Origin of the sequence: Uruburuella suis, from assembly GCF_022870845.1 — a bacterium.
GTDB lineage: Bacteria > Pseudomonadota > Gammaproteobacteria > Burkholderiales > Neisseriaceae > Neisseria > Neisseria suis.
Map to the genome: position 1 here is coordinate 1,489,576 of NZ_CP091507.1, position 25,949 is coordinate 1,515,524.

Annotated in this window: 25 protein-coding genes; 7 read left to right on the plus strand and 18 right to left on the minus strand. The window is 53.0% G+C overall.

Features of this window, described 5'->3' with window-relative positions:
• Positions 1-246 precede the first annotated feature (246 nt).
• From LVJ78_RS06705 to cmk, 11 genes are all read right to left on the minus strand, one after another.
• Entirely contained in the window at positions 247-876 is a 630-nt protein-coding gene (locus LVJ78_RS06705; protein ID WP_132952149.1) for a YfgM family protein, read from the minus strand.
• Positions 877-2,172, minus strand: a complete 1,296-nt coding sequence (gene hisS, locus LVJ78_RS06710) for a histidine--tRNA ligase (RefSeq protein WP_132952147.1) — start codon at positions 2,170-2,172, stop codon at positions 877-879.
• A gap of 71 nt (positions 2,173-2,243) precedes the next feature.
• Positions 2,244-3,515: a flavodoxin-dependent (E)-4-hydroxy-3-methylbut-2-enyl-diphosphate synthase gene (gene ispG / locus LVJ78_RS06715; RefSeq protein ID WP_132952145.1), complete on the minus strand. Its 1,272-nt coding sequence runs from the start codon at positions 3,513-3,515 to the stop codon at positions 2,244-2,246.
• Positions 3,515-4,423: a RodZ domain-containing protein gene (locus tag LVJ78_RS06720; RefSeq protein WP_132952143.1), complete on the minus strand. Its 909-nt coding sequence runs from the start codon at positions 4,421-4,423 to the stop codon at positions 3,515-3,517. The genes ispG and LVJ78_RS06720 overlap by 1 nt, the downstream gene beginning before the upstream one ends.
• Positions 4,423-5,184, minus strand: coding sequence for a type IV pilus biogenesis/stability protein PilW (gene pilW, locus LVJ78_RS06725; RefSeq protein WP_424580101.1), 762 nt, complete (start codon positions 5,182-5,184; stop codon positions 4,423-4,425). Before pilW ends, LVJ78_RS06720 begins: the two co-directional genes overlap by 1 nt.
• Positions 5,185-5,196: 12 nt before the next feature.
• Positions 5,197-6,291, minus strand: a complete 1,095-nt coding sequence (gene rlmN / locus LVJ78_RS06730; RefSeq protein WP_132952141.1) for a dual-specificity RNA methyltransferase RlmN — start codon at positions 6,289-6,291, stop codon at positions 5,197-5,199.
• A 166-nt stretch (positions 6,292-6,457) separates the two neighbouring features.
• Entirely contained in the window at positions 6,458-6,883 is a 426-nt protein-coding gene (gene ndk / locus LVJ78_RS06735) for a nucleoside-diphosphate kinase (protein WP_132952139.1), read from the minus strand.
• A gap of 57 nt (positions 6,884-6,940) precedes the next feature.
• On the minus strand, positions 6,941-8,122 hold the full coding sequence (zapE, locus tag LVJ78_RS06740) for a cell division protein ZapE (protein ID WP_132952137.1): 1,182 nt from the start codon (positions 8,120-8,122) through the stop codon (positions 6,941-6,943).
• 253 nt (positions 8,123-8,375) lie between these two features.
• On the minus strand, positions 8,376-8,690 hold the full coding sequence (locus LVJ78_RS06745; RefSeq protein ID WP_132952135.1) for an integration host factor subunit beta: 315 nt from the start codon (positions 8,688-8,690) through the stop codon (positions 8,376-8,378).
• Positions 8,691-8,699: 9 nt separating this feature from the next.
• Positions 8,700-10,385, minus strand: coding sequence for a 30S ribosomal protein S1 (rpsA, locus tag LVJ78_RS06750; protein WP_132952133.1), 1,686 nt, complete (start codon positions 10,383-10,385; stop codon positions 8,700-8,702).
• A 158-nt stretch (positions 10,386-10,543) separates the two neighbouring features.
• On the minus strand, positions 10,544-11,209 hold the full coding sequence (gene cmk, locus LVJ78_RS06755; RefSeq protein WP_132952131.1) for a (d)CMP kinase: 666 nt from the start codon (positions 11,207-11,209) through the stop codon (positions 10,544-10,546).
• 122 nt (positions 11,210-11,331) lie between these two features.
• On the opposite strand from cmk, the gene aroA reads away from it, so the two are divergent.
• Together aroA and LVJ78_RS06765 are read left to right on the plus strand one after the other, a co-directional pair.
• Positions 11,332-12,624, plus strand: coding sequence for a 3-phosphoshikimate 1-carboxyvinyltransferase (gene aroA / locus LVJ78_RS06760; protein WP_132952129.1), 1,293 nt, complete (start codon positions 11,332-11,334; stop codon positions 12,622-12,624).
• Positions 12,625-12,867: 243 nt separating this feature from the next.
• Entirely contained in the window at positions 12,868-14,100 is a 1,233-nt protein-coding gene (locus LVJ78_RS06765) for a uracil-xanthine permease family protein (RefSeq protein WP_132952127.1), read from the plus strand.
• Between the two features lie 67 nt (positions 14,101-14,167).
• On the opposite strand, the gene trmA is transcribed toward LVJ78_RS06765, so the two are convergent.
• A complete protein-coding gene (trmA, locus tag LVJ78_RS06770; protein WP_132952125.1) occupies positions 14,168-15,259 on the minus strand; it encodes a tRNA (uridine(54)-C5)-methyltransferase TrmA in 1,092 nt (363 codons plus the stop codon).
• Between the two features lie 251 nt (positions 15,260-15,510).
• Here trmA and LVJ78_RS06775 point away from each other — a divergent pair, with 251 nt between their 5' ends.
• Together LVJ78_RS06775 and LVJ78_RS06780 are read left to right on the plus strand one after the other, a co-directional pair.
• The gene (locus LVJ78_RS06775; protein WP_132952123.1) at positions 15,511-15,813 is read left to right on the plus strand and encodes a hypothetical protein; all 303 of its coding nucleotides are present in this window, start codon (positions 15,511-15,513) and stop codon (positions 15,811-15,813) included.
• 26 nt (positions 15,814-15,839) lie between these two features.
• Entirely contained in the window at positions 15,840-16,151 is a 312-nt protein-coding gene (locus LVJ78_RS06780) for a hypothetical protein (RefSeq protein ID WP_132952121.1), read from the plus strand.
• A 112-nt stretch (positions 16,152-16,263) separates the two neighbouring features.
• On the opposite strand, the gene recR is transcribed toward LVJ78_RS06780, so the two are convergent.
• Entirely contained in the window at positions 16,264-16,869 is a 606-nt protein-coding gene (recR, locus tag LVJ78_RS06785; protein WP_132952119.1) for a recombination mediator RecR, read from the minus strand.
• A gap of 369 nt (positions 16,870-17,238) precedes the next feature.
• Between recR and fghA the strand changes: the two genes are divergently transcribed.
• Positions 17,239-18,087 carry an S-formylglutathione hydrolase gene (gene fghA, locus LVJ78_RS06790; RefSeq protein ID WP_132952117.1) on the plus strand — a complete coding sequence of 283 codons (849 nt, stop codon included), beginning with the start codon at positions 17,239-17,241 and terminating at the stop codon, positions 18,085-18,087.
• 330 nt (positions 18,088-18,417) lie between these two features.
• On the opposite strand, the gene pflA is transcribed toward fghA, so the two are convergent.
• The 4 genes from pflA to LVJ78_RS06810 all read right to left on the minus strand — a co-directional run bounded on the left by pflA (position 18,418) and on the right by LVJ78_RS06810 (position 23,894).
• Positions 18,418-19,215, minus strand: a complete 798-nt coding sequence (pflA, locus tag LVJ78_RS06795; RefSeq protein WP_132952251.1) for a pyruvate formate lyase 1-activating protein — start codon at positions 19,213-19,215, stop codon at positions 18,418-18,420.
• A 163-nt stretch (positions 19,216-19,378) separates the two neighbouring features.
• The gene (gene pflB, locus LVJ78_RS06800) at positions 19,379-21,661 is read right to left on the minus strand and encodes a formate C-acetyltransferase (protein WP_132952115.1); all 2,283 of its coding nucleotides are present in this window, start codon (positions 21,659-21,661) and stop codon (positions 19,379-19,381) included.
• 420 nt (positions 21,662-22,081) lie between these two features.
• Positions 22,082-23,455: an FAD-binding oxidoreductase gene (locus LVJ78_RS06805; protein ID WP_132952113.1), complete on the minus strand. Its 1,374-nt coding sequence runs from the start codon at positions 23,453-23,455 to the stop codon at positions 22,082-22,084.
• 175 nt (positions 23,456-23,630) lie between these two features.
• Positions 23,631-23,894 carry a hypothetical protein gene (locus tag LVJ78_RS06810; protein WP_132952249.1) on the minus strand — a complete coding sequence of 88 codons (264 nt, stop codon included), beginning with the start codon at positions 23,892-23,894 and terminating at the stop codon, positions 23,631-23,633.
• Between the two features lie 168 nt (positions 23,895-24,062).
• Between LVJ78_RS06810 and LVJ78_RS06815 the strand changes: the two genes are divergently transcribed.
• Together LVJ78_RS06815 and LVJ78_RS06820 are read left to right on the plus strand one after the other, a co-directional pair.
• A complete protein-coding gene (locus LVJ78_RS06815) occupies positions 24,063-24,323 on the plus strand; it encodes a hypothetical protein (RefSeq protein ID WP_132952111.1) in 261 nt (86 codons plus the stop codon).
• A gap of 39 nt (positions 24,324-24,362) precedes the next feature.
• Complete coding sequence (locus LVJ78_RS06820; protein WP_132952108.1) at positions 24,363-24,842, plus strand: FKBP-type peptidyl-prolyl cis-trans isomerase; 480 nt, start codon at positions 24,363-24,365, stop codon at positions 24,840-24,842.
• 380 nt (positions 24,843-25,222) lie between these two features.
• Here LVJ78_RS06820 and clpP read toward each other — a convergent pair whose 3' ends face one another.
• Entirely contained in the window at positions 25,223-25,849 is a 627-nt protein-coding gene (gene clpP / locus LVJ78_RS06825; RefSeq protein ID WP_132952106.1) for an ATP-dependent Clp endopeptidase proteolytic subunit ClpP, read from the minus strand.
• Positions 25,850-25,949: the final 100 nt, after the last annotated feature.

Sequence of the window (25,949 nt, forward strand, 5' to 3'; positions counted from 1 at the left end):
CTCTGCGGCCGAATCATTTAAATAAATACGGTATGGCTCAAGCTTCATATTGTATTGCTGCGCCTGACAGTATTGCAGTATGGGCAGATATGGAAAATCGCTGCTTCACGGTCATATTCAAATGTTTCGGTTATCCATAAAAGCGTTTGAATAAAAAGCGCAAGGGCTTGCAAAAGAAAGGGTTTCTTTTGCAAGCCGCAGCGGGCAAGGAGTTGCCCCTGTGTGGTCGCTTTCAGACGGCCTGTGTTATTTCAGCTGGTCTGCTTTCAATTGCAGCAATTGGCGGTTGCCCGCCTCTTTGGGCAACTTGTTTAATGCCTGCTCGTAAGCAGCCACGGCCTCGCTATTTTTGCCCTCGGCCGCATACACATCGCCTTTGGTTTCCAGCAGCAGCGGCTCAAAATCGGCTTCTACCGGCGTGGCCAGAGTGGCCAGCGCTTCGGTGTATTTTTTCTGCTGCAATTGCACCACAGCCAAGCGTTGCGCTGCCAAAGCCTGCACCAGCGGCGCTTTTTGGTTTTTCAACACCCATGTCAGGTGGCCGGCGGCGGTATCGTATTGCCCTTGGTCAAACTCGGTGGCAGCCACCATCATGGTGGCTTGCGCTGCGGCCATGGTGCTCGGGTGGTTTTGCTGCAATTTCAGCAAATCGGCATTAATGGCTTTTGCATCGCCTTGATTTTGCGCTTTTTCCACCAATCCGGCCAGCACGCCGGCTGCTTCTTGGTCTTTACCGGCCTGATAATTTTGATACAGCACATAGCCCAAATAGGCCAATGCGGCAATCAGCAGCGCGGTAAACAGCCAGCGCCCCCAGCTTTTCCAAAAATATTTGAAATTTTCCAGCTCTTCTTGATCTTGAATATGTGAAGCCATTTATGCCTGTTTCCATTGTTGCAAAGTGGTTGATAAATCGGCAGCAGCCACCGTTTGCTGGCCTTGGCCGCCCTGCATGTCTTTCAAAGTGGCGCTGCCGGCAGCCAGCTCGTCCTGCGCCACAATCAGCGCAAAACGTGCGCCGCTGGCATCGGCTTTTTTCATTTGCGCTTTAAGACTCTGCTGCCCTGAATGCTGCAACACATCAAAGCCGGCTTCGCGCAAATTCTGTGCATATTGCATCACTTTCAGCGCCGCGCCCTCGCCCTGATGCATGGCATACACATCGGGGGCGGCGGGCACATTGAGCTTACCGTATTCGTGCACCAGCAACAGCAGGCGCTCAATGCCCATGGCAAAACCGATAGAGGCAGCAGGTTTGCCGCCCAGCTCTTCAATCAAACCGTCGTAGCGGCCGCCGCCGCACACCGTGGCTTGCGCGCCGAGTTTGTCGGTGGTCCACTCGAATACGGTTTGGTTGTAGTAATCCAGGCCGCGCACCAGCCGAGGGTTTTCCACATAGGCGATGCCCAGCCCGTCGAGCATGGTTTTAAACTGCGCATAATGCGCTTGCGAGGCTTCGCCGAGATATTCGGTCAAGCGCGGTGCAGCATTGCAAATGGCCTGCAAATCGGGATTTTTGCTGTCGAGCACGCGCAAAGGATTGGTGTGCAGGCGGCGGCGGCTGTCCTCATCCAGTTGAGCCTCGTAGCCACTCAGATAAGCCACTAAAGCTGCACGATGCGCGGCACGTTCTTCGCGGTTGCCCAAGCTGTTGATTTCCAAAACAAGTTGCTCGCTGATGCCTAATTCGCGCCATAAATCGGCCGACATGGCCACGATTTCCGCATCAATATCGGGTCCTTCAAAACCCAAGGCTTCCACGCCCACTTGATGGAACTGGCGGTAACGCCCTTTTTGCGGCCGCTCCCGGCGAAACATCGGCCCCATATACCAAAGCTTTTGCGGGCTGTTGTAGAGCAAGTTGTGCTCCACCACGGCCCGCAGGCAAGAAGCGGTGCCTTCGGGGCGCAGGCTCAGGCTCAGCGCATCGTTGGAATCGGAAAAAGTATACATTTCCTTGCCAACCACATCGGTTTCTTCACCGATAGAGCGCACAAACAAACCGGTTTGCTCCACAATCGGCGTGCGGATTTGCTGATAGCCGAAGCGGCGCGTCCAGCGCACCACAGCTTCTTCAAAAGCCTGCCAAAAGGCCGAAGTCAATTTGAAATCTTTTTGCTCGATTGGCAATAAATCGTTCATGCCTTTAACGGCCTGGATTTTTTTTCCCATGGATGTTTTATCTGCAATATCAATAAAGGCCGTCTGAAAAATACCTGCCTTTTCAGACGGCCTGATTCATCTTATGACAATTTAATTGGAATCACCCGGCTTTGGCTGCGCTTGATACCGCCTTCGCCATAGTTGGTTTCCACATATTCCTGCACAATGGCCAAAAATTCTGCGGCCATATTGTCGCCTTTGAGGGTGATTTTGCGCTCACCGTCCACATACACCGGTGCCACCGGCGTTTCGCCGGTGCCGGGCAGGCTGATGCCGATGTCGGCCAGCTTGCTCTCACCCGGGCCGTTGACCACACAGCCCATCACCGCCACATTCAGGCTTTCCACGCCCGGATATTGCAAACGCCACACCGGCATTTGTTCGCGCAGATAATGCTGGATATCGCGCGCCAATTCCTGAAACACGGTGCTGGTGGTGCGGCCGCAGCCCGGACAGGCAGTTACCAGCGGGGTGAACGAGCGCAAGCCCATGGTTTGCAGAATTTCCTGCCCCACCACCACTTCTTGCGTGCGCGAGGCACCCGGCTCGGGCGTGAGCGAAATGCGGATGGTGTCGCCGATGCCCTCTTGCAAGAGCACCGAGAGCGCTGCGGTTGAAGCCACAATGCCTTTGCTGCCCATGCCGGCTTCGGTCAGCCCCAAATGCAGCGGATAGCGGCAACGTGCACCTAAATCGCGGTAAACCTGAATCAAATCCTGCACCGCGCTGACTTTGCACGACAAAATAATTTTGTTTTCCGGCAAGCCCAAATCCACGGCTTTTTGCGCCGATTCGAGCGCCGACACAATCAGCGCTTCTTTCATCACTTCATCAGGGCTTTTGGGATCGGCCGAGGCCAGATTGGCATCCATCATGCGCTTGGCCAGGCTTTGATCAAGGCTGCCCCAGTTCACGCCGATGCGCACAGCTTTGCCGTATTCGGCGGCGGTGCGTATCATATAGGCAAATTTTTCATCGCCTTTTGCACCCTTGCCGACATTGCCCGGATTGATGCGGTATTTCGACAAAGCTTGCGCACAATCGGGAAACTCGGCCAACAGGCGCTCGCCGTTGAAATGAAAATCACCAATCAGCGGCGTGTTGCAACCCATGTCGTCCAGCCGTTGGCGGATTTCGGCCACTTTGGCCGCCGCTTCCGGGCTGTTGACAGTGATGCGCACCATTTCCGAGCCGGCATCGCTCAATTCTTTCACTTGCTGCGCGGTGCCGGCCGCATCGGCGGTGTCGGTGTTGGTCATCGACTGCACCACCACAGGCGCTTCTGCGCCCACTTGCACATGGTCAATCTGCACCAGATGGGTGTGGCGTCGTGTGATTGCTTGTGTGCTCATTATTGGCCCACTTTGAATGATGCGGTTTTTTTGCCTTTGAGGATATTTTGCGCTACTGCCACTTCTTGGCCGCCGTAATTGGCGCTTGCGCCGCTGGCATAGCCAATCCATACATCATATGGCGCACCGCCACTAAAGCGGTGTTCGCTTCCGGCCGGCACAATGCGGTTGATCACGAATTGGCCGCTTTTGTCTTTAATCACCAAATTGGAGCGGTAACGCACTTTCACCACCAGCTCGTCTGCAGCCACTGCAGCAGAAGTTTCGCTGGCCGCAACCGCTGCCGGAGCAGAGGCGGCAGTCGGCGTTGCTTCTGAAGCGGCCGTGGTGCTTGCAGCCACAGCCGGTGAGGCCGGCACATCGCTGGCCATGGCCACCACGGCAATATTGCTGGCGCTTAAATTGGGCGCAGCCACATTGCCCAAGCCGATATGAGTTTCATTGTTATCCGTCTGCCGCTCATTGTCCGCTTGAGATTTGCTCTGCCAGGCATAAACGCCGCCGGCGATTGCCGCCACAGCCAACAAGCCGAAAATCCATTTCGGAAACGGTTTTTTCACCTCGGTTTGCTGATAGCTCAGGCTGGAAGATTTTTCTTCGCGTTGCACGGCATACACATTATTGCGCGCCTGCGGCATGATGCGGTCGAGGTAGGCGGCCACTTCATTTTCGTCCAAGTCTAAGAAGCGGCCATATGTGCGCAAAAAGCCGCGCACAAACACCAATTCGGGCATGTTTTCATAATTACCGCTTTCCAGCCCCTCGATTTGGCGGGCCGGCAGCTTCAATCGCTCAGCCACTTCCCCGATAGAAAAACCGCGTTTTTCGCGCGCTTCACGCAGTTTCGCCCCCAGCTCTGCAGCAGCTGAAACGGCGGTGTTGTCATTTTGTGGTGATTGTTCACTCATTACAAACGTCCTGTTGTAATCATTTGGAGTTCTTCGGAATAAGGATAATTTGCCCTTAATTGTGCTTCATATTCATAAGCCGCCTGCGTTTGGCCGAGCGAGCGCGACAAGCGCCAGCCCAACAATAAATCATCAGGTGAAAGCATGTCTATTTGGCTTTGATATTGGCGGAAATAATAATCTGCATCCTTCAAATTGCCGGCCAGCATTTTGGTGCGCGCCAGCTCTTTGAGCGCCGGAAAAAATTGCGGCGATACCGCCAATGCGCGTTCCAAATAAGCTTCCGACAAGCCGAATTGGCCGCTGCGAGCGCTGCAAATGCCTTTATTCAGATAAGCCACCTGCGGATTCGGATAAGTCGGGTCGGAAAGGGCTTTGTCGAAATAAGCAATAGCTTCGGCGGGCTTATTTTGTGTATTGCACAAAAACCAGCCGTAGTTATTGTTGATTTCCGCACTGTTGGGTGAAATTGCCAATGCTTTCAAAAAGCTTTCTTGTGCTTTATCCGGTACTTTCAGATATTGGTAAATCTGCGCCCGCACCAACCAGGCATTTTCATTTTTGCTGTTGGAGGTCAGCGCTTCATCGATGCTGTTCACCGCTTGGCGGTAATCTTGTGCGCGCATATATTCAACAGCCAATTGGGCTTTGATGTTCGATACTTGAATAGCGCGCTCGCGTGCGCTCGGCTGCGATGAACCGCCGCCGGCGCAAGCGCTCAGCGCCAATGCCAGCAAAACAGCCGGCCAAATTTTCCGCATTGCTTTCATCCGCTATCCTTGTTGTTCCACCATAATCTGCTGCCATTTTTGCTGGCGGCGGGTTTTATCCTGCACCTGCCCGGCGAGCTGGCCGCAGGCGGCATCGATATCGTCTCCGCGCGTTTTGCGCACCGTTACCACAAAGCCGGCCTGCTGCAAAATATCGCGGAACACGCGGATATTTTCATTGCTGGAGCGCTCATAACCCGAATTGGGAAACGGATTGAACGGAATCAGATTGAATTTGCACGGCACATCTCGCACCAACTCAATCAATTCACGCGCGTGTTGTGCTTTATCGTTGATGCCATCAAGCATCACATATTCAAAAGTGATGAAATCGCGCGGTGCTTTCACCAAATAGCGTTGGCAGGCGGCCATCAATGATTTGAGCGGGTATTTTTTATTGAGCGGCACAATTTCATCGCGCACGGCATCATTGGAGGCATGCAGCGACACCGCCAAGGCCACCGGCATCACGTCTTTCAAGCGATCCATTTGCGGCACCATACCCGATGTAGACACGGTCACGCGGCGGCGCGACAGGCCGTAGCCGTGATCATCGAGCATAATACTCAGCGCGGCGACCACATTATCGAAATTGGCCAGCGGCTCGCCCATGCCCATCATCACCACATTGGAAATCACCCGTTCGTTTTTCGGGGTAACGCCCATGGCTTTATTGGCCCACCACAGCTGGCCAATGATTTCGGATGTGCTCAGATTGCGGTTGAAGCCCTGGCGGCCGGTGGAGCAGAATGTGCACTCAAGCGCGCAACCCACTTGCGAAGAAATGCACAAAGTGCCGCGCTCCGCTTCGGGGATAAACACGGTTTCCACACCGTTGCCGGTGCCGACATCCAGCAGCCATTTGCGGGTGCCGTCGAGCGATTGTTGCGACACCATTAAATCGGGCACGCCGATGCGGGCCTGCTCATTGAGCTTGGCCCGCAATGATTTTGCCAAATCGGTCATGTCATCAAAACTGGATGCGCCGGATTGGTGCATCCAGCGCATCACCTGTTTGGCACGGAAAGGTTTCTCGCCCATTTCGGCAAAATGCTGCGTCAGCGCGGCGAGATCGAAATTCAATAAATTGGTTTTCATGTGTTCTGTTACAAGCGTGAAAGACGCTTAAATGAAAGCTTTGGGTATTGTACTGAAATTATGCGGCCAACACCACGCCCAGCCCAAAATAACTTTAATTTAAAAGCCCTTAAAATAAATACCCAGGCCGTCTGAAAGCTTTCAGACGGCCTGGGCAGGATTTGCATCAGCGTGCGCAGATTTCGCTTTGGCTGAAAAAGTAAGCAATTTCAATGGCGGCATTTTCCAGGCTGTCGGAGCCGTGCACGGCATTGTTTTCAATCGAATCGGCAAAATCGGCACGGATGGTGCCTGCAGCCGCTTCTTTCGGATTGGTGGCGCCCATCAGCTCGCGGTTTTTGGCCACGGCATTTTCACCTTCCAACACCTGAATCATCACTGGGCCGCTGGTCATAAAAGCCACCAAATCGCCGAAAAAGGGGCGGGCTTTGTGCACCGCGTAAAAATCTTGTGCTTCTTTGGTGCTCAGATGTTTCATTTTGGCTGCAATAATGCGCAGGCCGTTGTTTTCAAAACGGCTGTAAATTTGGCCGACAACGTCTTTGGCTACGGCATCGGGTTTGATAATCGAAATGGTGCGTTCAATCGCCATTATGGGTTTCCTTAGAATAAATATTTTAGTATCGGTTAAAATCCGCGGCGTATTCTATCAAGTTTCCGCCAGATTGGGCGATTTGTTTGCAGCTTTTTTAGCAGGCTTGGTTAAAACCAGATGCGGCAGTGCCAAGTATTCTTCCGATTGCATTTCCACCATTCGGCTCACGGTGCGCACGAATTCATTGGCAAAATCGCCTTCTACATAAATTTCTGCAGCCGCCACTTGGCTGGTGGCGCAAAATTTCACCCGAAAATCATACAGCACATCGATCAACCAAGTGAGGCGGCGGGCTTCTGCACGCTGCGACTCATCCATTTTCTCGATGCCGGACACAAACACCATTTCATAATGCTCGGCTAAATAAAGATAATCGGCTTGCGAGCGCGGCCCGAAACACAGTGCGCGAAAGTCAAACCAAATGGCTTTATCGGCCCGCGCGTTACATTGCAGCTCGCGCCCGTGAATGGTGATGGCGTGCGGATTTTTTTGCGTGCCGTGTGTCATTTGCGCAAATAAAGCGGCCAGCTTGTTTTCATTCTCTTTGCTATCGGGCACATAAAACACTTCGGCAGGCTTTAAAGTGCGCAAGCGGTAATCTTCGCCGCCATCCACATTCAGCACGGTAAGTTTTTGCTCCAGCAAAGCAATGGTGGATAAAAAGCTGCTGCGGTTTTGCCCTTGGGGATAAAGCTCGGCCGGTGCATAGTTTGATGTGGCCACCAGCACCACACCGTCTTCAAACAGGTTTTCCAGCAAACGCCCCAAAATCATCGCATCGGCAATATCGCTGACGTGGAATTCGTCAAAGCACAACACGCGGGTTTCTTTGGCGATTTCGGCTGCCACCGCTTTAAGCGGATCGGGCTCGCCTCGGAGCGCTCTCATTCGTTTGTGCACTTCAGCCATAAAGGCATGAAAGTGCACACGGCGCTTGCGCTTATAAGGCAGGCAGCCGTAAAACACATCCATCAGAAAGCTTTTGCCGCGGCCGACACCGCCGTAAAAATACAAGCCTTTGGGCAGCTGCGGCGAGCGCAGACTGCGCCCCAGAAAGCGGTTGCGCTTGCGCTTGAACATCATCAGCTCGGTCCAGAGCTTGTCAAGATATTCTATCGCTTTGGCCTGGGCGGCATCCCGGATAAAAGCCGGCTGCTCTGAAGCAGCCTGATACCAGGTGAGCGGGCTGTGGTTGGTAAAAGCAGGGGCAACAAAACGGTTTTCGTTATTCTTCATAGCAACCATTATTTTGTACAAAATAGGCGAACAGGCATTATAAAGGATTTCAGACGGCCTGAAAGGATTATCGCGGGCAGAATGCTTTTTACGGGATTTTCACAATTAAGTGCCACATTGTTTGGCAAATTCAGCTAAAAACACACTGGAAAATCGAATGTTTGCACCTTAAAACAAAGCATACCGGTTCAACAAATCAAACCTACGCGCATACAAAAGCGCCGCATTGCTGCGGCGCTTCTTTGCTTCCGGATTACTTGTCGTTTGCTGACATGGCCTGATCCACGCGTTCGCGCAATTCTTTACCCGGCTTGAAATGCGGTACATGCTTTTCAGGCACATCCACTTTTTCACCGGTTTTCGGATTGCGGCCGATGCGGGCCGGGCGATGGTTCAAGTCGAAGCTGCCGAAACCGCGGATCTCAATACGTTGGCCTTTGGCCAGCGAGCGGGTCATGGTATCTACCAAAACCTTTACGCTGTATTCAATATCTTTGGCCACCAATTGATTACCGTTTTTCTCGGCAAACACTTCTGCCAAGCGAACCATTAACTCTGACTTGGTCATGTTGACGCCTTATTCCTGGTCGCCGGACAATTTTGCTTTCAGCAAGTCGCCCAAGCTGGTGGTGCCGGCGCTGGCTGTAGCAGTAGAATTTACCGAATTGAGCGCATCGCGGCTCTCTTTGGCGTCTTTGGCTTTTACAGACAGGCGGATGCTGCGGTTTTTGCGGTCAACGGTGGCCACAACGGCTTCCACTTCATCGCCTTCTTTGAGCACATTGCGCAAGTCTTCCACGCGCTCGCTCGACCATTCGGCAGCCGGCAGGTAAGCTTCCACTTCGTCAGACAAAGCAATCACCGCGCCTTTGGCGTCGATAGATTTCACTGAGCCTTTTACCAGCGAACCTTTGTCGTTTACGCTGATGAAGTTGCCGAAGGGGTCGCCTTCGAGCTGTTTGATGCCCAAAGAAATGCGCTCTTTGTCTACATCGATGGCCAACACAACGGCTTCAACTTCTTCGCCTTTTTTGTATTTGCGCACGGCTTCTTCGCCGGATTCGGTCCAAGAAAGGTCAGACAAATGCACCAAGCCGTCGATACCGCCCGGCAGGCCTACAAACACGCCGAAGTCGGTGATGGATTTCACGGCACCTGAGAGTTTGTCGCCTTTGTTGTGGTTGGCTTCAAAATCTTCCCACGGATTGGCTTGGCATTGTTTCATGCCCAAGCTGATGCGGCGGCGGTCTTCGTCGATTTCGAGGATCATTACTTCAACTTCGTCGCCCAGCTGCACCACTTTGCTCGGGTGTACGTTTTTGTTGGTCCAATCCATTTCGGATACGTGCACCAAGCCTTCGATGCCTTGCTCGATTTCCACAAATGCGCCGTAGTCGGTCAGGTTGGATACTTTACCGAACAGACGGGTGTTTTGCGGGTAGCGACGAGCCAGGCCGTGCCACGGATCTTCGCCCAATTGTTTCATGCCCAAAGACACGCGTTGTTTTTCTTGGTCGAATTTCAGCACTTTGGCTTCAACTTCTTGGCCTACTTCCAGCACTTCGCTCGGGTGTTTCACGCGGCGCCATGCCAAATCGGTGATGTGCAACAGGCCGTCGATGCCGCCCAAATCAACAAATGCACCGTAATCGGTGATGTTTTTCACGATGCCTTTAACCACGGCACCTTCTTGCAGGTTTTCCAGCAAGGCTTTGCGCTCTTCGCCCAAAGTGGCTTCCAGCACTGCACGGCGCGACACCACCACATTGTTGCGTTTTTTGTCGAGCTTGATCACTTTGAATTCGATTTCTTTGCCTTCAAAGTGTGAAGTGTCTTTCACCGGGCGCACGTCAACCAGCGAGCCGGGCAGGAAGGCGCGGATGCTGTTGATCATCACAGTGAGGCCGCCTTTAACTTTGCCGTTGATCACGCCGGAGAGGATGTCGCCGTTTTCCATGGCTTCTTCCAAGGTGATCCAGTCGGCAGCACGCTTGGCTTTTTCGCGTGACAGCTTGGTTTCGCCAAAGCCGTTTTCCACCGATTCGATGGTTACGGTAACGAAATCGCCTACTTTAACTTCAATCTCGCCCTGAGCGTTTTTGAATTCGTTTACATCAATCAGGGATTCAGATTTCAAACCGGCGTTTACGGTAACGAAGTTGTTGTCGATTGCCACAACTTCTGCGGTAATCACTTCACCGGGGTTCATCTCCTGAAGGGTAAAGCTCTCTTCCAATAACTGGGCAAAATTTTCCATGGTCATAATATCTCTTTTCGATACACCGCCAAGGGGTGCGGGTCTGGTTGGAATACGCTTGGCTGCCCTTGGCGCAACAAGCGGGTGCTGCAAAATATTTTTCAGACGGCCTTTTAGGTTAACAAGGCCGTCTGAAAGCTTAAACGTGGATTATACAGCAGATTTTATTTTTTGCGATACCAATCAAGCACTTTTTTTACGGTTTCTTCAATGCCCATGGCTGATGTGTCCAACAGCTCGGCATCGGGCAGCTGCACCAGCGGCGCAACGGCGCGGCGGCTGTCAACCTCATCGCGCGCTTCGATATCGGCAAGAATGCGCTCAAAGGCCACGCCTTCGCAAGGCAAGCCCAATTGTTTTGCACGCCGCTCGGCACGCACTTGCGCGCTGGCGGTGAGAAAGATTTTCAGCAGCGCATTCGGAAAAATCACCGAGCCCATATCGCGCCCGTCGCCCACCAAGCCTTTTTCGGTGAGGAAATCGCGTTGGCGTTGCAGCAAAGCCGCGCGCACGGCCGGCAATTGCGCCACGGTTGATGCGCCCATGCCGATGGCTTCGGTGCGGATGGCCTCGCTGACATCTTCGCCGGCCAAAAAAGTTTTTCCGCTCTCGAAAACCGCAGGCAAGGCTTGCGCCAGCGCGGCCACGCCGGCTTCATCGTCCCATTCCACGCCCTGCTTTTCCGCATAAAGCGCCGTGAGCCGGTAGAGTGCGCCCGAATCGAGATAATCAAAGCCCAATGCGGCGGCCACGCGTGAGGCAATGGTGCCTTTGCCGGATGCACTGGGGCCGTCGATGGCGATAACTTTTTGTGTTTGCTTGGATTCCATATTTTCTTTATCCGTGGGTGAGCGCCCGGTTTTTCTCGTGATGGCGGTTTGTAAACAATTTATCTATAATAACAAACCTGAGCTGTTTTCTCCACTTCTCCCATTCAACGAAACCTGCCGACATGACTGAATCTATCCGCCTGAGCGCCGCTGCCCTCAAACCTTCTGTTGTTGCCCTGCCCGGCTCGAAAAGCATCAGCAACCGCACGCTTTTGCTGGCGGCTTTATCTGACAATGCGTGCGAAATTCGCTCGCTGCTTTCATCTGACGACACCGCGCGCATGCTCGAAGCGCTTACTTCGCTGGGCGTGAAGCTGGAGCCCTTAGCGCCCGGCCGCATTAAAGTGCATGGCTGTGGCGGCCGTTTTCCCGAGCGCCGCGCCGATTTATTTCTCGGCAACGCCGGCACCGCTTTCCGCCCGCTCACAGCAGCGCTGGCGGTGCTCGGCGGCGATTACCGGCTGCACGGCGTGCCGCGCATGCACGAGCGCCCGATTGGCGACTTGGTGGATGCGCTGCACATTGCAGGCGCCGATGTGCAATATTTGGGCAAAGAAGGCTATCCGCCGCTGCAAATCAACGGGCGCAGCGATAAGGGTGCGCGCGTGATTCCGATTAAAGGCAATGTGTCGAGCCAGTTTCTCACCGCTTTGCTGATGGCCTTGCCGCTCACTGGTGAAGCTTTTGAAATCCGCATGGTGGGTGAATTGATTTCCAAGCCTTATATCGACATCACTTTGAAATTGATGGCGCAATTCGGTGTGCAGGTGGAAAACGAAAATTATCAAATATTCAGGCTGCCGGCCGGTGCGCACTACCATGCCCCCGAAGTGCTGCATGTGGAAGGCGATGCTTCGAGCGCCTCTTATTTTCTTGCCGCCGGCCTGCTCTCGGGTGCGCCCATCCGCGTAACCGGCATCGGCCGCCACAGTATTCAGGGTGATGTGGCCTTTGCACACGAATTGGAAAAAATCGGCGCGAACGTGATGTGGGGCGATGATTTTATCGAAGTGTCGCGTGAGGCGGGGCAAGCGGTGCGCCCGTTTGACCTAGACGCCAACCACATTCCCGATGCGGCAATGACGCTGGCGGTGGTGGCGCTGGCCACAGGCGCGCCCTGCTCTTTGCGCAATATCGGCTCTTGGCGCGTGAAAGAAACCGACCGCATTGCCGCGATGGCGGCAGAATTGCGCAAAGTGGGCGCTACGGTGGTGGAAGCGCCGGAAGCCATCCACATCACACCACCTGCCGTGCTCACGCCCGATGCGGTAATCGACACTTACGACGACCACCGCATGGCCATGTGTTTCTCGCTGGTTTCACTCTTGGGTGTGCCGGTGATCATCAACGACCCCAAATGCACACACAAAACCTTCCCCACTTATTTTGACGTGTTTGCCGACTTGCGCGCTTGAATGGGTTGCGCGGGCCATTGAGTGACCAATATACGAGAGGCCGTCTGAAAACGTTCAGACGGCCTTTGATTCATGTTTTTAATTCAATATTAAGCGCCTTTACCATGCCTTTGTATTACTTCGTGTCGAGCGGCAAGTGAGTTAAGCAGGCCGTCTGAAGCATGCGCTCAAGCATTTCACACAAACTTGGCTTGGAGCGTTATAATCCGCACCGTTTATTAAAATTTCTTAACGGTTATTCACATGCAACAACTCAAATTAGCCATTTCCGGCGCACAAATTCTGTTTGTCGCCTTTGGCGCGATGGTGCTGGTGCCGCTGCTCACCGGCCTGAATCCGGCCATGGCGCTTTTGGGCGCGGGCATCGGCACTTTGCTTTTCCAATTGGTAACCAAGCGCAAAGTGCCGATTTTTTTGGGCTCTTCGTTTGCCTTTATCGCACCGATTATTTATTCGATTGCCGAATGGGGGCTGCCCTCGACCATGTTCGGCCTTTTTGCGGCCGGTTTTATGTATTTTGTGTTTGCGCTGCTGATCAAATGGCGCGGGCTGGCGGCGGTAAACCGGCTGCTGCCGCCGGTGGTGATAGGCCCCGTGATTATGGTGATCGGCTTGTCGGTGGCGATGGTGGCCAGCCAGATGGCCATGGGCCAGGCCGGCGGCGTGCAAGTGGTGGACTATAGCCAGGCGCTGCTGCTTTCGGGCTTTACTTTTATCGTTACCGTGATGGTGGCGGTGTTTGGCAGCAAGATGATGCGGCTGGTACCGATTTTAATCGGCGTGGCGGCGGGCTACACGGCGGCTTTGTTTATGGGCTTGGTCGACATCACGCCGATTCTGAATGCGCCGTGGTTTGCGGTGCCGCATTTTGAAATCCCGCAAGTCAACTGGCATGCGGCGCTCTTTATGCTGCCGGTGGCGATTGCGCCGGCCATCGAGCACATCGGCGGCGTGATGGCCATCGGCAAGGTGACCGGCAAAGATTATGCCAAAGACCCTGGGCTCGATAAAACGCTCGCCGGCGACGGCATCGGCGTGTGCGTGGCCGGCCTCATCGGCGGCCCGCCCGTAACCACTTACGGCGAAGTGACCGGCGCAGTGATGCTGACCAAAAACAGCAACCCGAAAATCATGACATGGGCGGCCGTTTTCGCGATTTGCATGGCTTTTTTCGGCAAATTCAATGCTTTTTTGGCTTCGATTCCGCTGCCGGTGATGGGCGGCGTGATGATTCTGCTTTTCGGCACCATCGCTTCGCTGGGCTTGAAAACCGTGATTGATGCCAAAGTGGATTTGATGCAGCCGAAAAACCTGGTGATTGTGAGCGCCGTGCTCACCACCGGCGTGGGCGGCATGGTAATCAAATTCGGCAGCATGAGCTTTGCCGGCGTGGGCTTGTGCGCGATTTTGGCGATTGTGCTCAATATGGTGCTGCCCAAAGAAGCGCCCAATAAAATATTGAATGAAGAAGTGTGATATCGAAATCAAACAGGCCGTCTGAAAACATATTGTTTCAGACGGCCTGTTTGATTTATCTGTTTGTTTATCGGCGCTTTTTCAGCAACACGCCGCTTTCGATATGGTGGGTAAACGGAAATTGGTCAAACAAAGCCGTGCGCACGATGTCGTGGCTTTGCACCAAGATATCCAGATTGGCGCGCAAGGTTTCGGGGTTGCACGAAATATAGATCACATGCTCAAACTGCGCCACCAATTTTAAAGTTGCCTCATCAATGCCGGCGCGCGGCGGGTCGACAAAAATGGTGGAAAAATCATAATCCGCCAGCGCAATGCCCTGCTCCTGCAAGCGACGGAATTCGCGCCCGCCCAGATAAGCTTCGGTGAATTCTTCGGCAGACAAACGCGCGATTTGCACATTATGGCTTTGATTGGCTTCAATATTCCACAAAGCCGCGTTCACGGAAGTTTTCGACACTTCCGTGGCCAACACGCGCCGGAATTTGCGCGCCAGCGGCAAGGTGAAATTGCCGTTGCCGCAATAAAGCTCGAGCATGTCGCCGCCCAAACCTTCGGCGCAGGCGCAGGCCCAGGCCAGCATTTTTTCGCACACTTCGGCATTGGGCTGGGTGAAGCTGCCCTCGATTTGGCGGTAGCAAAAAGTTTCGCCGCCCACATTGAGCTTTTCGGTAACGAAATCTTGCGCCAACACCACTTTCTGGCCGCGGCTGCGCCCGATAATCCACACGCCCAATTGCGCCTGCAATGCTTCGGCGGCGGCGCGCCATTCGTCATCCAACTTTTTGTGGTAAATCATCGTCACCAACATCTCGCCGCTTAAAGTGGCCAGAAATTCCACCGCATACCAGCGGGTTTTCAGCACCGGCGCTTTATCGGCCGCAGCCAGCATGCGCGGCATCAAATCATTGATGGCCGCGCAAGCCGGGGCAAACTGATCGCAGCGGATTAGCGAGCCGCCGCCGGCTTTTTGCCCGCGTGTAAACATAGCGTAAAACATTTCCTCGCCCTCGTGCCACACGCGAAATTCAGCCCGCATGCGGTAGTGTTGCTCGGGCGATTCGAAAAGCGCCCATTCGGGCGTGGCAAGGCCGGCAAATAAAGTTTTAATATATTGCTTTTTTTCAATAAGTTGCTGTGTGTAAGCGGTGGCGGGCATTGTGTTTTCCGTATGTTTTACCGGCCGTAATTATACGCCAATATCGGCAGGCCGTCTGAAACGCATTCAGACGGCCTGCCGAGATGGCGGTTTTATTTAAATCAGGTTAAATATTTGACTTAAATCGGCTAGCGAATATCATATTCTTACAACAATAAATCAACCGAACACACAAATCGGCGTTTTCCTGTGTAGGCAGGCCTGCTTGCCGGCACAATTTTCTCAGCCTTGACCTTAATGAAGGAGTCATCATGCAAACCAACGTTGTTTTATTGTCTTTTGAAGAAAGCAGCAAAGCCTATCAAGCCTTGAGCGAACTGAAACAAGCTGCCGTGCAAGGCAAAATCGGCCTCAACACCGCCGCTGTGGTAGAGCGCAATCTTGATGGCTCACTGAAATTCGGCGACGGTGCCAGCGATGGCGCGGCCGGCGATGCGGCACTGGCCGGCACCGCCATCGGCGCATTGGTGGGCGTGTTGGGCGGCCCCTTGGGTGTGCTGATGCTGGGCGCTACCGGCGGCTTTTTGGGCTCGCTCTGTCGATCGACACCGTAGAAACCCGCACCAGCCTGCTGGAGCAAATGTCGCACGCCATTCCGCTAGGCGCGGTTGCTGTGTTGGCCGAAGTGGAAGAAAGCGATAACGCTGCCGTGGATGCTATTGTGCAAGGCTTGGGCAACGGCCTGCTGCTGCGCCGCCCGGTTGAGGCGTTGCTGGTTGAAATCGCTGCTGCGGAAGAAGCGCAAGAAGCCGCCGCCAAAGAAGCCCGCAAAGTATTGCGTGAAAAACAAAAAGCCGAATGGAAAGATAAGTTCGACAATTGGAAAGAAGAAGTGGGCGATAAGGTCACCAATCTGAAAAACGATATCAAAGCGCGTTTTGAAAAGAAATAAGCGGTTGATATAATCTCAAACAGGCCGTCTGAAAGTTTTCAGACGGCCTGTTGGTTTATTTGGGTTTATTTGGGTTTATTTGGGTTTATTTGGGTTTATTTGGGTTGATTGATTATTCTTTCAGCAAACGGCGCTCATGCACGGCTTGCGCCAGTGTGCCCGCATCCACATATTCCAGCTCACCGCCCAAAGGCATGCCGCGCGCCAAGCGGCTGATTTTATACGGCAGATTTTTCAATAATTCCGACAACACATAAGCAGTGGCATCGCCCTCGGCGGTGAAATTGGTGGCGATAATGATTTCTTCTACCTCGCTGCCTTGCAGGCGCGCCACCAATTGCTCGAGCGCAATGTGGCTCAAATCCATGCCTTGCGCCGGGCTCACCTGCCCCATCAGCACAAAATAAAGGCCGTCGTGGCAATGCGCCGCTTCTATACCGGCCACATCGGCGGGCATATGCACAATCATCAGCCGGCTGCCGTCGCGATCGGCATCGGCACAAATTTCACACAGGCTGTTTTCGCAAAAAGTGTTGCAGCGGCTGCAATGATGCACCTGGCTCAAGGCTTGTTGCAGCGCGGCCACGAGCTCGGCCGCGCCCTCGCGGTTGTGTTGCAGCAATTGATAAGCCATGCGCTGCGCCGATTTGGGGCCGACATTGGGCAGCACTTTCAAAGCATTGATCAGGCGGGTAAACGCATCGGTTTTTTTAGGCATGGGTTTCAGACGGCCTGTGGGCAAAAGCTTGATTATACGCTTTATGTCCATTCAAAAAAATAAGCTTGCAAGAGGCTGTTCATCATTCATCTCGTGGCAATCTTTTGGCTCAAAATCTTGTCACGAGATGAATGGTGAACAGACCCTAGGCAATGCCGTCTGTATGCCGTCTGAAAAAGAGGTTTCAGGGTTTCAGACGGCATCTGTGTGTCATGCGTAAGATGATGCTTCGTTTTAACAAAGCCAATCGCAGCTGCGCTTGCTGATCAAGCGGCCATTATCCGCCACTTGCCGCCCGTTTTCTGCACCGGTTTTATTTTCAGCGGCTTTTCGGTTATATTGGAGCGCTCAACCGATCTGGAGAACATCATGCCCGCCCCCACGCTTATCAGCCGCCATAAAATGTTTAACGGCCATCAAGAACGCTACACCCACCACTCGGAAAGCTGTGCCTGCGAAATGACGTTTGCCGTGTATTTGCCGCCGCAGGCGCTGCAAGGCTATCGCGTGCCGGCGCTTTATTGGCTCTCGGGCCTAACCTGCACCGATGAAAATTTCACCACCAAAGCCGGTGCGCAGCGTTTTGCGGCGCAATGGGGTGTGGCGTTGATCATGCCCGACACTTCTCCGCGCGGCGATGATGTGGCCGATGCGCCGCAATACGATTTAGGCCGGGGTGCGGGCTTTTATGTGAATGCCACGCAAGCGCCGTGGGCGGCACATTATCAGATGTATGACTATATTGTGCACGAATTGCCGGCCTTGATTGAGGCGCATTTTCCGGTGGATGAGCGCCGCAGCATTTTCGGCCACAGCATGGGCGGCCACGGCGCTTTGCAGATTGCGCTGAAAAACCCGGGCCGTTATGCGGCGGTGTCGGCGTTTGCACCCATCGTCAACCCGGCCGACACACCTTGGGGGCAGCAAGCTTTTGCTGCTTATTTGGGCAGCGACAAACAGGCCTGGCTGCCCTACGACAGCACCGCCCTGCTCGCCAATGCCGCAAAGCAGCCGGCCTTGCCGATTTTAATAGACCAAGGCGATGCAGACACTTTTTACCCCGCGCAATTACAACCCGAAAAATTTGTGGCCGCCGCCAAGCAACACGGTTTGAATGTTCAATTCAATATGCGCCCGGGCTACGACCACAGCTATTATTTTATCGCCAGCTTTATCGACAGCCATATTGAGTTTCATGCCGATGCCTTGGGCTTGTGAAAACGGCCGCGCGAAAGCACCATATCGGCGGGCTTGAGCTATTTGCAAAACGCCCGTTCTGTCGCTCCTGCGCAGGCAGGAGCCTAGTCTGAAGCACAGCCTCAGTTGCGGGATAGGCAATCATCACCAGATCTTGAATAAGTAAATATTTGATTGTATTAAATATTATATGGAGAATGGATTATTTTCAGAAATATGCGAGGCAGGCAAAGCGTTGCTTTGCACTGGGCACCTGCCATCGCAGATGCGACAGATATTCGGTTTTGCAAAGATTTCAGGCCGTCTGAAAGCAAGTTTCAGACGGCCTTTTTATTGATGGCGCTACCGATATCAATAAATGATGTTTTTGCCGTAGCCTTCCAAAATTTCTTTGATGTGCAACACGGTTTCTTTCGGCGGCGGGCGCACGCCGGTGAGCTTGTATGCATCGCCGCACAATTCCCATTTGTGTGCGCCTAATTCGTGATACGGCAAAAGCTCGACCGTGTCGATGTTTTCCATATCGCCGATGAATTCGCCGAGCAAATGGGCGGAGCGATCGTCATCGGTGTAGCCCGGCACAATCACATAGCGCACGCGCGCGGCCTGATTGCGCTCGGCCAGATAGCGGGCGAATTTGAGGGTTTTGGTGTTGGGGATGCCCACCAGCGCTTTGTGGATTTCGGGATCAACCTGCTTCAAATCAAGCATCACCAAATCGGTGTGATCGAGCAAATCATCGAGAATGTGATCATAGTGCAGCGCATAGCCGTTGGTGTCGAGGCAGGTGTGGATATCGTTGGCTTTGCAGGCTGTAAACCAATCGCGGATAAATTCGTATTGCAGCAAAGGCTCGCCGCCGGTAGCGGTTACGCCGCCGCCGGTGGCGCGCAGATAATGGCGGTAGGAAATCACCTGCTTCATCACTTCGTCAACACTCAATTCTTGCGCTTTGTCGGTGCGCATGTCCCAAGTGTCGCGGTTATGGCAATAAAGGCAGCGCATCAGGCAGCCTTGCATAAACAGCACAAAGCGCAGGCCGGGGCCGTCGACCGTGCCGCAGCTCTCGATGGAGTGCACAATGCCTTTGCCGTGGTAATGACGGTGGCCGTCTGAAGAAGCGGCCGGATGTATGGTGTGTGTTTGCATGGTGTGCGCAACTTGGATAATGGTGTTCAGACGGCCTTTATTATACACCTGATGTATCTTGGTATATGCCGTCTGAAAAAGTTAATCGGATGCTTTTTGCCAAACGCTAAAACGCGCCGGAATCGCTTCCGGCGCGTTGGCTTGTGCCGCTTTGGCTGCCGGATTACATGCTGGCAGTGAAGGTGCGGGTAATCACGTCTTGCTGCTGCTCTTTGGTGAGCGAGTTAAAGCGCACTGCATAGCCGGACACGCGGATGGTCAGCTGCGGGTAAAGCTCGGGATCGTTCATCGCTTCAATCAGCATTTCGCGGTTGAGCACGTTTACGTTCAGATGTTGGCCGCCTTCCACGCCGCTTTCGTGGTGGAAATAACCATCCATCAAGCCGGCGAGGTTTTTCTCGCGTGAGCCTTCATCTTTGCCCAAAGCGCCCGGCACGATGGAGAAGGTGTAGGAGATGCCGTCTTTGGCAAACTCAAACGGCAGTTTGGCCACAGAGCTCAAAGAGGCTACAGCACCGTTTACATCGCGGCCGTGCATCGGGTTGGCACCCGGGCCGAATGGTGCGCCTGCGCGGCGGCCGTCGGGCGTGTTGCCGGTTTTTTTGCCGTAAACCACGTTAGAGGTGATGGTGAGTACCGATTGTGTCGGGATGGCATCACGATACATTTTGTGCGAAGCCACTTTTTTCATAAAGCGCTCTACCAAATCGCAGGCAATGCTGTCTACACGGTCATCGTTGTTGCCGAATTGCGGGTAGTCGCCTTCGATTTCGAAATCTACGGCAATGTTGTTTTCATCGCGCACCGGGCGCACTTTGGCGTATTTGATGGCGGACAGTGAGTCGGCAGCCACCGACAAGCCGGCAATACCGCAAGCCATGGTGCGTTTGATGTCGCGGTCGTGCAAGGCCATCAGCGCGGCTTCGTATGAATATTTATCGTGCATGTAATGAATCACATTAAGCGCGGTCACATATTGGGTGGCCAGCCAATCCATGAAGTTATCCATGCGATCCAACACGGTGTCGTAATCGAGCACTTCGTCCAGAATTTTCTCGGTTTTCGGGCCTACCTGCTCTTTGGTTTTTTCATCAATACCGCCGTTGATGGCGTAGAGCATGGTTTTGGCCAAGTTGGCGCGGGCGCCGAAAAACTGCATTTGTTTGCCAACCACCATCGGGCTCACGCAGCAGGCAATGGCATAATCATCGCTGTTGAAATCCGGGCGCATCAAATCGTCGTTTTCATACTGGATAGATGAAGTGTCGATGGATACTTTGGCGCAGAAGTGTTTGAAACCTTCCGGCAGTTGCTCAGACCACAACACAGTGATGTTCGGCTCGGGAGACGGACCCATGTTGTAAAGCGTGTGCAGGAAGCGGAAGCTGTTTTTAGTTACCAGCGTGCGGCCGTCCAAGCCCATGCCGCCGATAGATTCGGTGGCCCAAATCGGGTCGCCGGAAAAGAGTTCATCATATTCCGGTGTGCGCAGGAAGCGCACCATGCGCAGTTTCATCACCAAATGGTCGATCAGCTCTTGCGCTTCGCTCTCGGTAATCAGGCCGGCTTTGAGGTCGCGCTCGATGAAAATATCGAGGAAAGTCGCCACACGGCCAAACGACATGGCGGCACCGTTTTGCGATTTCACCGCTGCCAAATAAGCGAAATAAGTCCATTGCACCGCTTCGCGGGCATTGGTGGCCGGGCGGGAAATGTCAAAACCATAGCGGGCAGCCATTTCTTTCATTTGACCCAGCGCTTTGTGTTGGTCGTTGATTTCTTCGCGGCGGCGGATGGTTTCTTCCAAATCTTTGCCGTTTTCCAAATCAGCTTGCAATGAATTGAATTGCGCCACTTTGTCGGCCATCAACGCATCAATACCGTAAAGTGCTACGCGGCGGTAGTCGCCGATGATGCGGCCGCGGCCATAAGCATCGGGCAGGCCGGTGAGCACGCCGGACTTGCGACAGCGGCGGATATCGGGGGTGTAAACGTCAAACACGCCTTGGTTATGGGTTTTGCGGTATTCGGTGAAGGCTTTTTGCACTTCGGGATTCAGCGGGCTTTCGTAGATTTTGCAGGAATCCATCACCATTTTCAGGCCGCCGTAAGGCATAATGGCGCGTTTGAGCGGCTCATCGGTTTGCAGGCCGACGATGGTTTCCAAATCTTTATCGATATAGCCGGCGGCGTGGGTGTTGATGCCGGCCACGATTTGCGAGTCGATTTTGTAGGGCGCGTGGGTGCGGTTTTCCACTTTGATGCCTTCCATCACATCGTCCCACAATTTAACGGTGGCTTCAGTGGCCGGTGCCAAAAAGTCGGCAGCGCCTTCATAAGGCGTGTAGTTTTTTTGGATGAAATCACGAACATTGATATTGTTCTCCCAATCGCCTGATTGGAAGCCTGCCCATGCTGCGGGGCGCTCTTGTGCGGTGGTTGCCATGATAAACTCCTGTTTTGGTTAGCTTAAAACAAATATACGAGAAAATTTATACGAATAGGATAGCACTAATTGCGACTGCCCTGTAGGCGTTTACAAGAAATAAAATTACTAATTTGACTTAAGTCATGAAACAAAATGTAGTCTGAAAATACGCTGGAAAATTCAGCCCAACGGAGTAAAATAGATATAAGTATGTGCCTCAAAAATAAGGCCGTCTGAAATATTTTTCAGACGGCCTTATTTTATGCCCTGCTTTTTTCTAGGGTCTGTTCACATTTCATCCGTGCGTAAGATTTTGAGCGCAAAAGCGCGCTTGCAAGGCGAAAAGCGCAGCAAGGTTGGACACCTTGCGAGCATTTTCAACGCGGCAGGCGCGTTTTTGAGCCAAAAGATTGCCACGAGATGAATTGTGAACAGGCCCTAGGGCAATAATTTATTTGCATTCAAGAGATTGCCCGGATCCAGCTCTGCTTTAATGGCCCGCATTAAGGCGATTTCCACCTCGCTGCGCACCCGCGGCAACCATTGGTTTTTCACTTGGCCGATGCCGTGCTCGGCAGCAATCGTGCCCGCACAAGCCAGCACGTTTTCATACACAATCGTGTTCACCGCATCTTCATATTGATACACCTCGTTGCCCAACACACCAGGTAGAAAAGTGTTGTAATGCAGGCTGCCGTCACCCAAATGGCCGAACACCACAATCTGAATGCCGGCAAACGCCGTCTGCAAAGCCGGCGCGCAACGTTCAACAAACTCGGCCACCCGCTCGATCGGCACGGCAATATCATGTTTGATGCTGGCGCCCAGATTGCGTTGCGAGGCAGAGATATTTTCACGCAAGGTCCATAAATTCTGCCGCTCCGATTCCGATTGTGCCAACACCGCATTGTCAAAACCGTGTGCCACCAAAAATTCGGCCAGCAAATCACCCAAATCATCACGCGCCACCGAATCGGTGAGCTCTAGCAACACATGCCACGGCGCATCCACCGGGCCGGCGATTTTGCTGAAATCGGCCGACAAATCCAGCGCAAAACGGCTCACCAGCTCAAAGCTGCACAAACGCTCGGCAAACTCGGCCTGCATCAGCGTGAGCAATGCCACGGCCTGGCTGATTGTCGCCACGCCCACCCACGCGGTTTCTGTGGTTTGCGGCTGCGCAAACAGCTTTAATGACGCACCGGTGATGATGCCCAGCGTGCCTTCGCTGCCGATAAACAAATGGCGCAAATCATAGCCGGTGGTGTTTTTATGCAAGGGCGGCAAATGCGAAATCAACTCGCCATTGGGCAATACCACTTCCAGCCCCAACACCAAATCACGCATGGTGCCATAGCGCAACACATTCAGGCCGCCGGCATTGCAGGCGATATTGCCGCCGATTTGGCACGAACCTTCACTGGCCAAGCTCAAGGGAAACAAGCGCCCTGCTTCGGCCGCCGCCTGCTGCACATTTTGCAGCACCGCACCGGCATCCACCGTGATGGCATTGTCGGCCAAGCTGATGCTGCGGATGCGGTTGAGCCGGCTCAAGCTGAGCAGCAAGCCGCCATCCGGCACCGCAGCGCCGCACAGGCCGGTGTTACCGCCCTGCGGTGTAACCGCAATGCCGTGTTCAAAGCAAAACCGCATCACATGCTGCACATTTTCTACGCTGGCCGGCTGCACCACCCAATCCGCACGGCCGCGATAACGGCGGCGCTGATCCAGCAAAAAAGCATCGTCCGCCTCAATAATTTCTGCACCCGATAAAAAAGCCTGCAATTGCCGTTTGATTTCCTGCGCCTGCATAAATGTGTCCCTGTTTCAATCTGACATTTTGAAATGATGTATCAAAGCCATTTGCTTATCGCACAATAGCGCTCAGACGGCCTGTTTGCAATAGGCCGTCTGAACGCTGCACAACAAAACAAAAGCAGGATACATTTAAGTATCCTGCTTTTGCACTATATTCGAAAGAATATAATTATTTTGCAGCTGAAGCAGCTTCAGAAGCGGCAGCTTCAACAGCAGAGGCAGCGGCTTCAGTAGCAGAAGCGGCAGCTTCAGTAGCAGAAGCAGCGGCTTCAGTAGCAGTGGTTGCAGCTTCAGAAGCAGCAGAAGCGGCTTCGGTAACAGCTTCAGAGGCAGCAGAGGCTGCAGAAGCAGCAGCTTCGGTAGTTTTTTCAGCTTGGCCGCAAGCAGCCAGGAACAAAGACATCAAAGCAGCAGCAAACAGTGATTTTTTCATTTCAATACCTTCTTTATATTTGATCAATTTCAAGAAAACTAAAATAGCCGACCATTATGGCACAGCCTTATTGCAAATTCATTACTGAATTTTTAGCAATTATGCCCCACGCCTTATGCTAACGCAACGAAACAAAACATACGATTCAGTAAGAATGTATCCGTTAGTATGACAAAAGCGGTAAGAAGTTCACCTCAAAAAGATGATTTATTTCATATTTTGCAGATAGATTGGCATTTATCTATATATTTCAAAAATTTAAGAAACAAAGCAACAACAAAAACATTTATTGCAAGCAGCTTTGCGGTGCGTTTTGCTTTTTTGAAAAAGTTGCAAAAATACTACAATTTCATTCGGCAGACGGAAAACACAATGCATTTTCCTACACCCAAGAATCGCTGTGGCGGCAGACGCTCTGTGCTACAATAGCCCGTCACCAACCCAACCTACAGCAAAAGGACTCCCAAAATGGGTATTGCAAAAAACTCTGTTGTCACCTTGAATTACGAAATGTTTGATGCCAACGACCAGCTGATCGACAAAACCGAGCAGCCGATTGCTTATCTGCACGGCGGCTACGACGGCATCTTCCCGCTGGTGGAAGAAGCGCTGCACGGCAAAGAGGTGGGCGACACCGTGGATGTGGTGCTCTCTCCCGATGATGCCTTCGGCGAGCAAGATCCGGAATTGGTGCGCATCGAAGATGTGGGCGTGTTTCCAGTAGAAGTGGAAGCCGGCATGATGTTTGAAGCCGACGACCCCGAAACCGGCGATGTGCTGGTTTACCGCGTAACCGACGTGGCCGACGGCAAAGCCGTGGTGGACGGCAACCACCCGCTGGCAGGCATGAAAATCCGCTTTAAAGCCACGGTGGATGGCGTGCGCGAAGCCAGCGCTGAAGAAATCGCCCACGGCCATGCCCACGGCGAACACGGCCATCATCATTAAGTAATACCAATCCAAAAAAATAACCTAACTTCGTTGTCTCGCCTTGCCGTACTATAGTGGAATGAATGAAAAACTTATACAACCTAGCAAGTCACAGCGGTGTAGGTTGGGTTGCAAACCCAACGTTTCTTGCGGTTTGCAGGTTTTGTTGGGTTTGCAACCCAACCTACCCGTTGTGGCACTTTTTTAAGCATTTCACGATAGTTGTACTGTCTGCGGCTCGCCGCCTTGTTATCTTATTTTTTAGGTTTGGTATAAGTTGTTGTTGCCGATAAAATAAACAGGCCGTCTGAAAAACTTTCAGACGGCCTGTTTTATGTTCAACACGGCAGGCGCACTTTATACATAAAAGACACTGCCGTGATGAAATGCAAGCAGGTTTAATCTGCCTTGATGCTATCGCGGGTTTCCAGCACTTGGTCGATCAAGCCGTAAACGCGTGCTTCTTCAGCCGACATATAATTGTCGCGGTCGGTGTCGCGCTCCAAATCGGCCAAATCGCGGCCGCAATGCTGGGCCAGCAGGCGGTTGAGCTTGTCTTTCAATTTCAGCAGCTCCCGAGCATGGATTTCGATGTCGGAAGCCTGGCCGCCCAAACCGCCGCTAATCAAGGGCTGGTGAATCATCACACGGCTATTGGGCAGCGCAAAGCGCTTGCCTTTGGCGCCGGCCGAGAGCAAAAACGCGCCCATGCTGGCGGCTTGGCCGAGGCACAATGTCGACACATCGGGCTTGATAAAATTCATGGTGTCGTAAATCGACATGCCTGCGGTTACCGAGCCGCCGGGCGAGTTGATATACAGGAAAATATCTTTATCGGGGTTTTCGCTTTCCAAAAACAATAATTGCGCCACCACCAGATTGGCGGTTTGGTCGTTTACCGGCCCCACCATAAAGATGATGCGCTCTTTAAGCAGGCGCGAATAAATATCAAATGCGCGCTCGCCGCGGCCGCTTTGCTCGATAACGGTCGGCACCAAATAGCTGTTTTCGATTTCGGGAATCATATGCGCTCCTGTCCGGCAATAATGAAATAAATAATCAAAAATACAATGAAACCATACAACAAAGTCAAACAACCGGCACGGCAATCCATCAAACAGCAAG

Excerpts from the sequence above, each read along its gene's own strand:
- LVJ78_RS06705 (WP_132952149.1), bottom strand. The coding sequence starts at position 876 with ATGGCTTCACATATTCAAGATCAAGAAGAGCTGGAAAATTTCAAATAT.
- hisS (WP_132952147.1), bottom strand. The coding sequence starts at position 2,172 with ATGGGAAAAAAAATCCAGGCCGTTAAAGGCATGAACGATTTATTGCCA.
- ispG (WP_132952145.1), bottom strand. The coding sequence starts at position 3,515 with ATGAGCACACAAGCAATCACACGACGCCACACCCATCTGGTGCAGATT.
- LVJ78_RS06720 (WP_132952143.1), bottom strand. The coding sequence starts at position 4,423 with ATGAGTGAACAATCACCACAAAATGACAACACCGCCGTTTCAGCTGCT.
- pilW (WP_424580101.1), bottom strand. The coding sequence starts at position 5,184 with ATGCGGAAAATTTGGCCGGCTGTTTTGCTGGCATTGGCGCTGAGCGCT.
- rlmN (WP_132952141.1), bottom strand. The coding sequence starts at position 6,291 with ATGAAAACCAATTTATTGAATTTCGATCTCGCCGCGCTGACGCAGCAT.
- ndk (WP_132952139.1), bottom strand. The coding sequence starts at position 6,883 with ATGGCGATTGAACGCACCATTTCGATTATCAAACCCGATGCCGTAGCC.
- zapE (WP_132952137.1), bottom strand. The coding sequence starts at position 8,122 with ATGAAGAATAACGAAAACCGTTTTGTTGCCCCTGCTTTTACCAACCAC.
- LVJ78_RS06745 (WP_132952135.1), bottom strand. The coding sequence starts at position 8,690 with ATGACCAAGTCAGAGTTAATGGTTCGCTTGGCAGAAGTGTTTGCCGAG.
- rpsA (WP_132952133.1), bottom strand. The coding sequence starts at position 10,385 with ATGACCATGGAAAATTTTGCCCAGTTATTGGAAGAGAGCTTTACCCTT.
- cmk (WP_132952131.1), bottom strand. The coding sequence starts at position 11,209 with ATGGAATCCAAGCAAACACAAAAAGTTATCGCCATCGACGGCCCCAGT.
- aroA (WP_132952129.1), top strand. The coding sequence starts at position 11,332 with ATGACTGAATCTATCCGCCTGAGCGCCGCTGCCCTCAAACCTTCTGTT.
- LVJ78_RS06765 (WP_132952127.1), top strand. The coding sequence starts at position 12,868 with ATGCAACAACTCAAATTAGCCATTTCCGGCGCACAAATTCTGTTTGTC.
- trmA (WP_132952125.1), bottom strand. The coding sequence starts at position 15,259 with ATGCCCGCCACCGCTTACACACAGCAACTTATTGAAAAAAAGCAATAT.
- LVJ78_RS06775 (WP_132952123.1), top strand. The coding sequence starts at position 15,511 with ATGCAAACCAACGTTGTTTTATTGTCTTTTGAAGAAAGCAGCAAAGCC.
- LVJ78_RS06780 (WP_132952121.1), top strand. The coding sequence starts at position 15,840 with ATGTCGCACGCCATTCCGCTAGGCGCGGTTGCTGTGTTGGCCGAAGTG.
- recR (WP_132952119.1), bottom strand. The coding sequence starts at position 16,869 with ATGCCTAAAAAAACCGATGCGTTTACCCGCCTGATCAATGCTTTGAAA.
- fghA (WP_132952117.1), top strand. The coding sequence starts at position 17,239 with ATGCCCGCCCCCACGCTTATCAGCCGCCATAAAATGTTTAACGGCCAT.
- pflA (WP_132952251.1), bottom strand. The coding sequence starts at position 19,215 with ATGCAAACACACACCATACATCCGGCCGCTTCTTCAGACGGCCACCGT.
- pflB (WP_132952115.1), bottom strand. The coding sequence starts at position 21,661 with ATGGCAACCACCGCACAAGAGCGCCCCGCAGCATGGGCAGGCTTCCAA.
- LVJ78_RS06805 (WP_132952113.1), bottom strand. The coding sequence starts at position 23,455 with ATGCAGGCGCAGGAAATCAAACGGCAATTGCAGGCTTTTTTATCGGGT.
- LVJ78_RS06810 (WP_132952249.1), bottom strand. The coding sequence starts at position 23,894 with ATGAAAAAATCACTGTTTGCTGCTGCTTTGATGTCTTTGTTCCTGGCT.
- LVJ78_RS06815 (WP_132952111.1), top strand. The coding sequence starts at position 24,063 with ATGACAAAAGCGGTAAGAAGTTCACCTCAAAAAGATGATTTATTTCAT.
- LVJ78_RS06820 (WP_132952108.1), top strand. The coding sequence starts at position 24,363 with ATGGGTATTGCAAAAAACTCTGTTGTCACCTTGAATTACGAAATGTTT.
- clpP (WP_132952106.1), bottom strand. The coding sequence starts at position 25,849 with ATGATTCCCGAAATCGAAAACAGCTATTTGGTGCCGACCGTTATCGAG.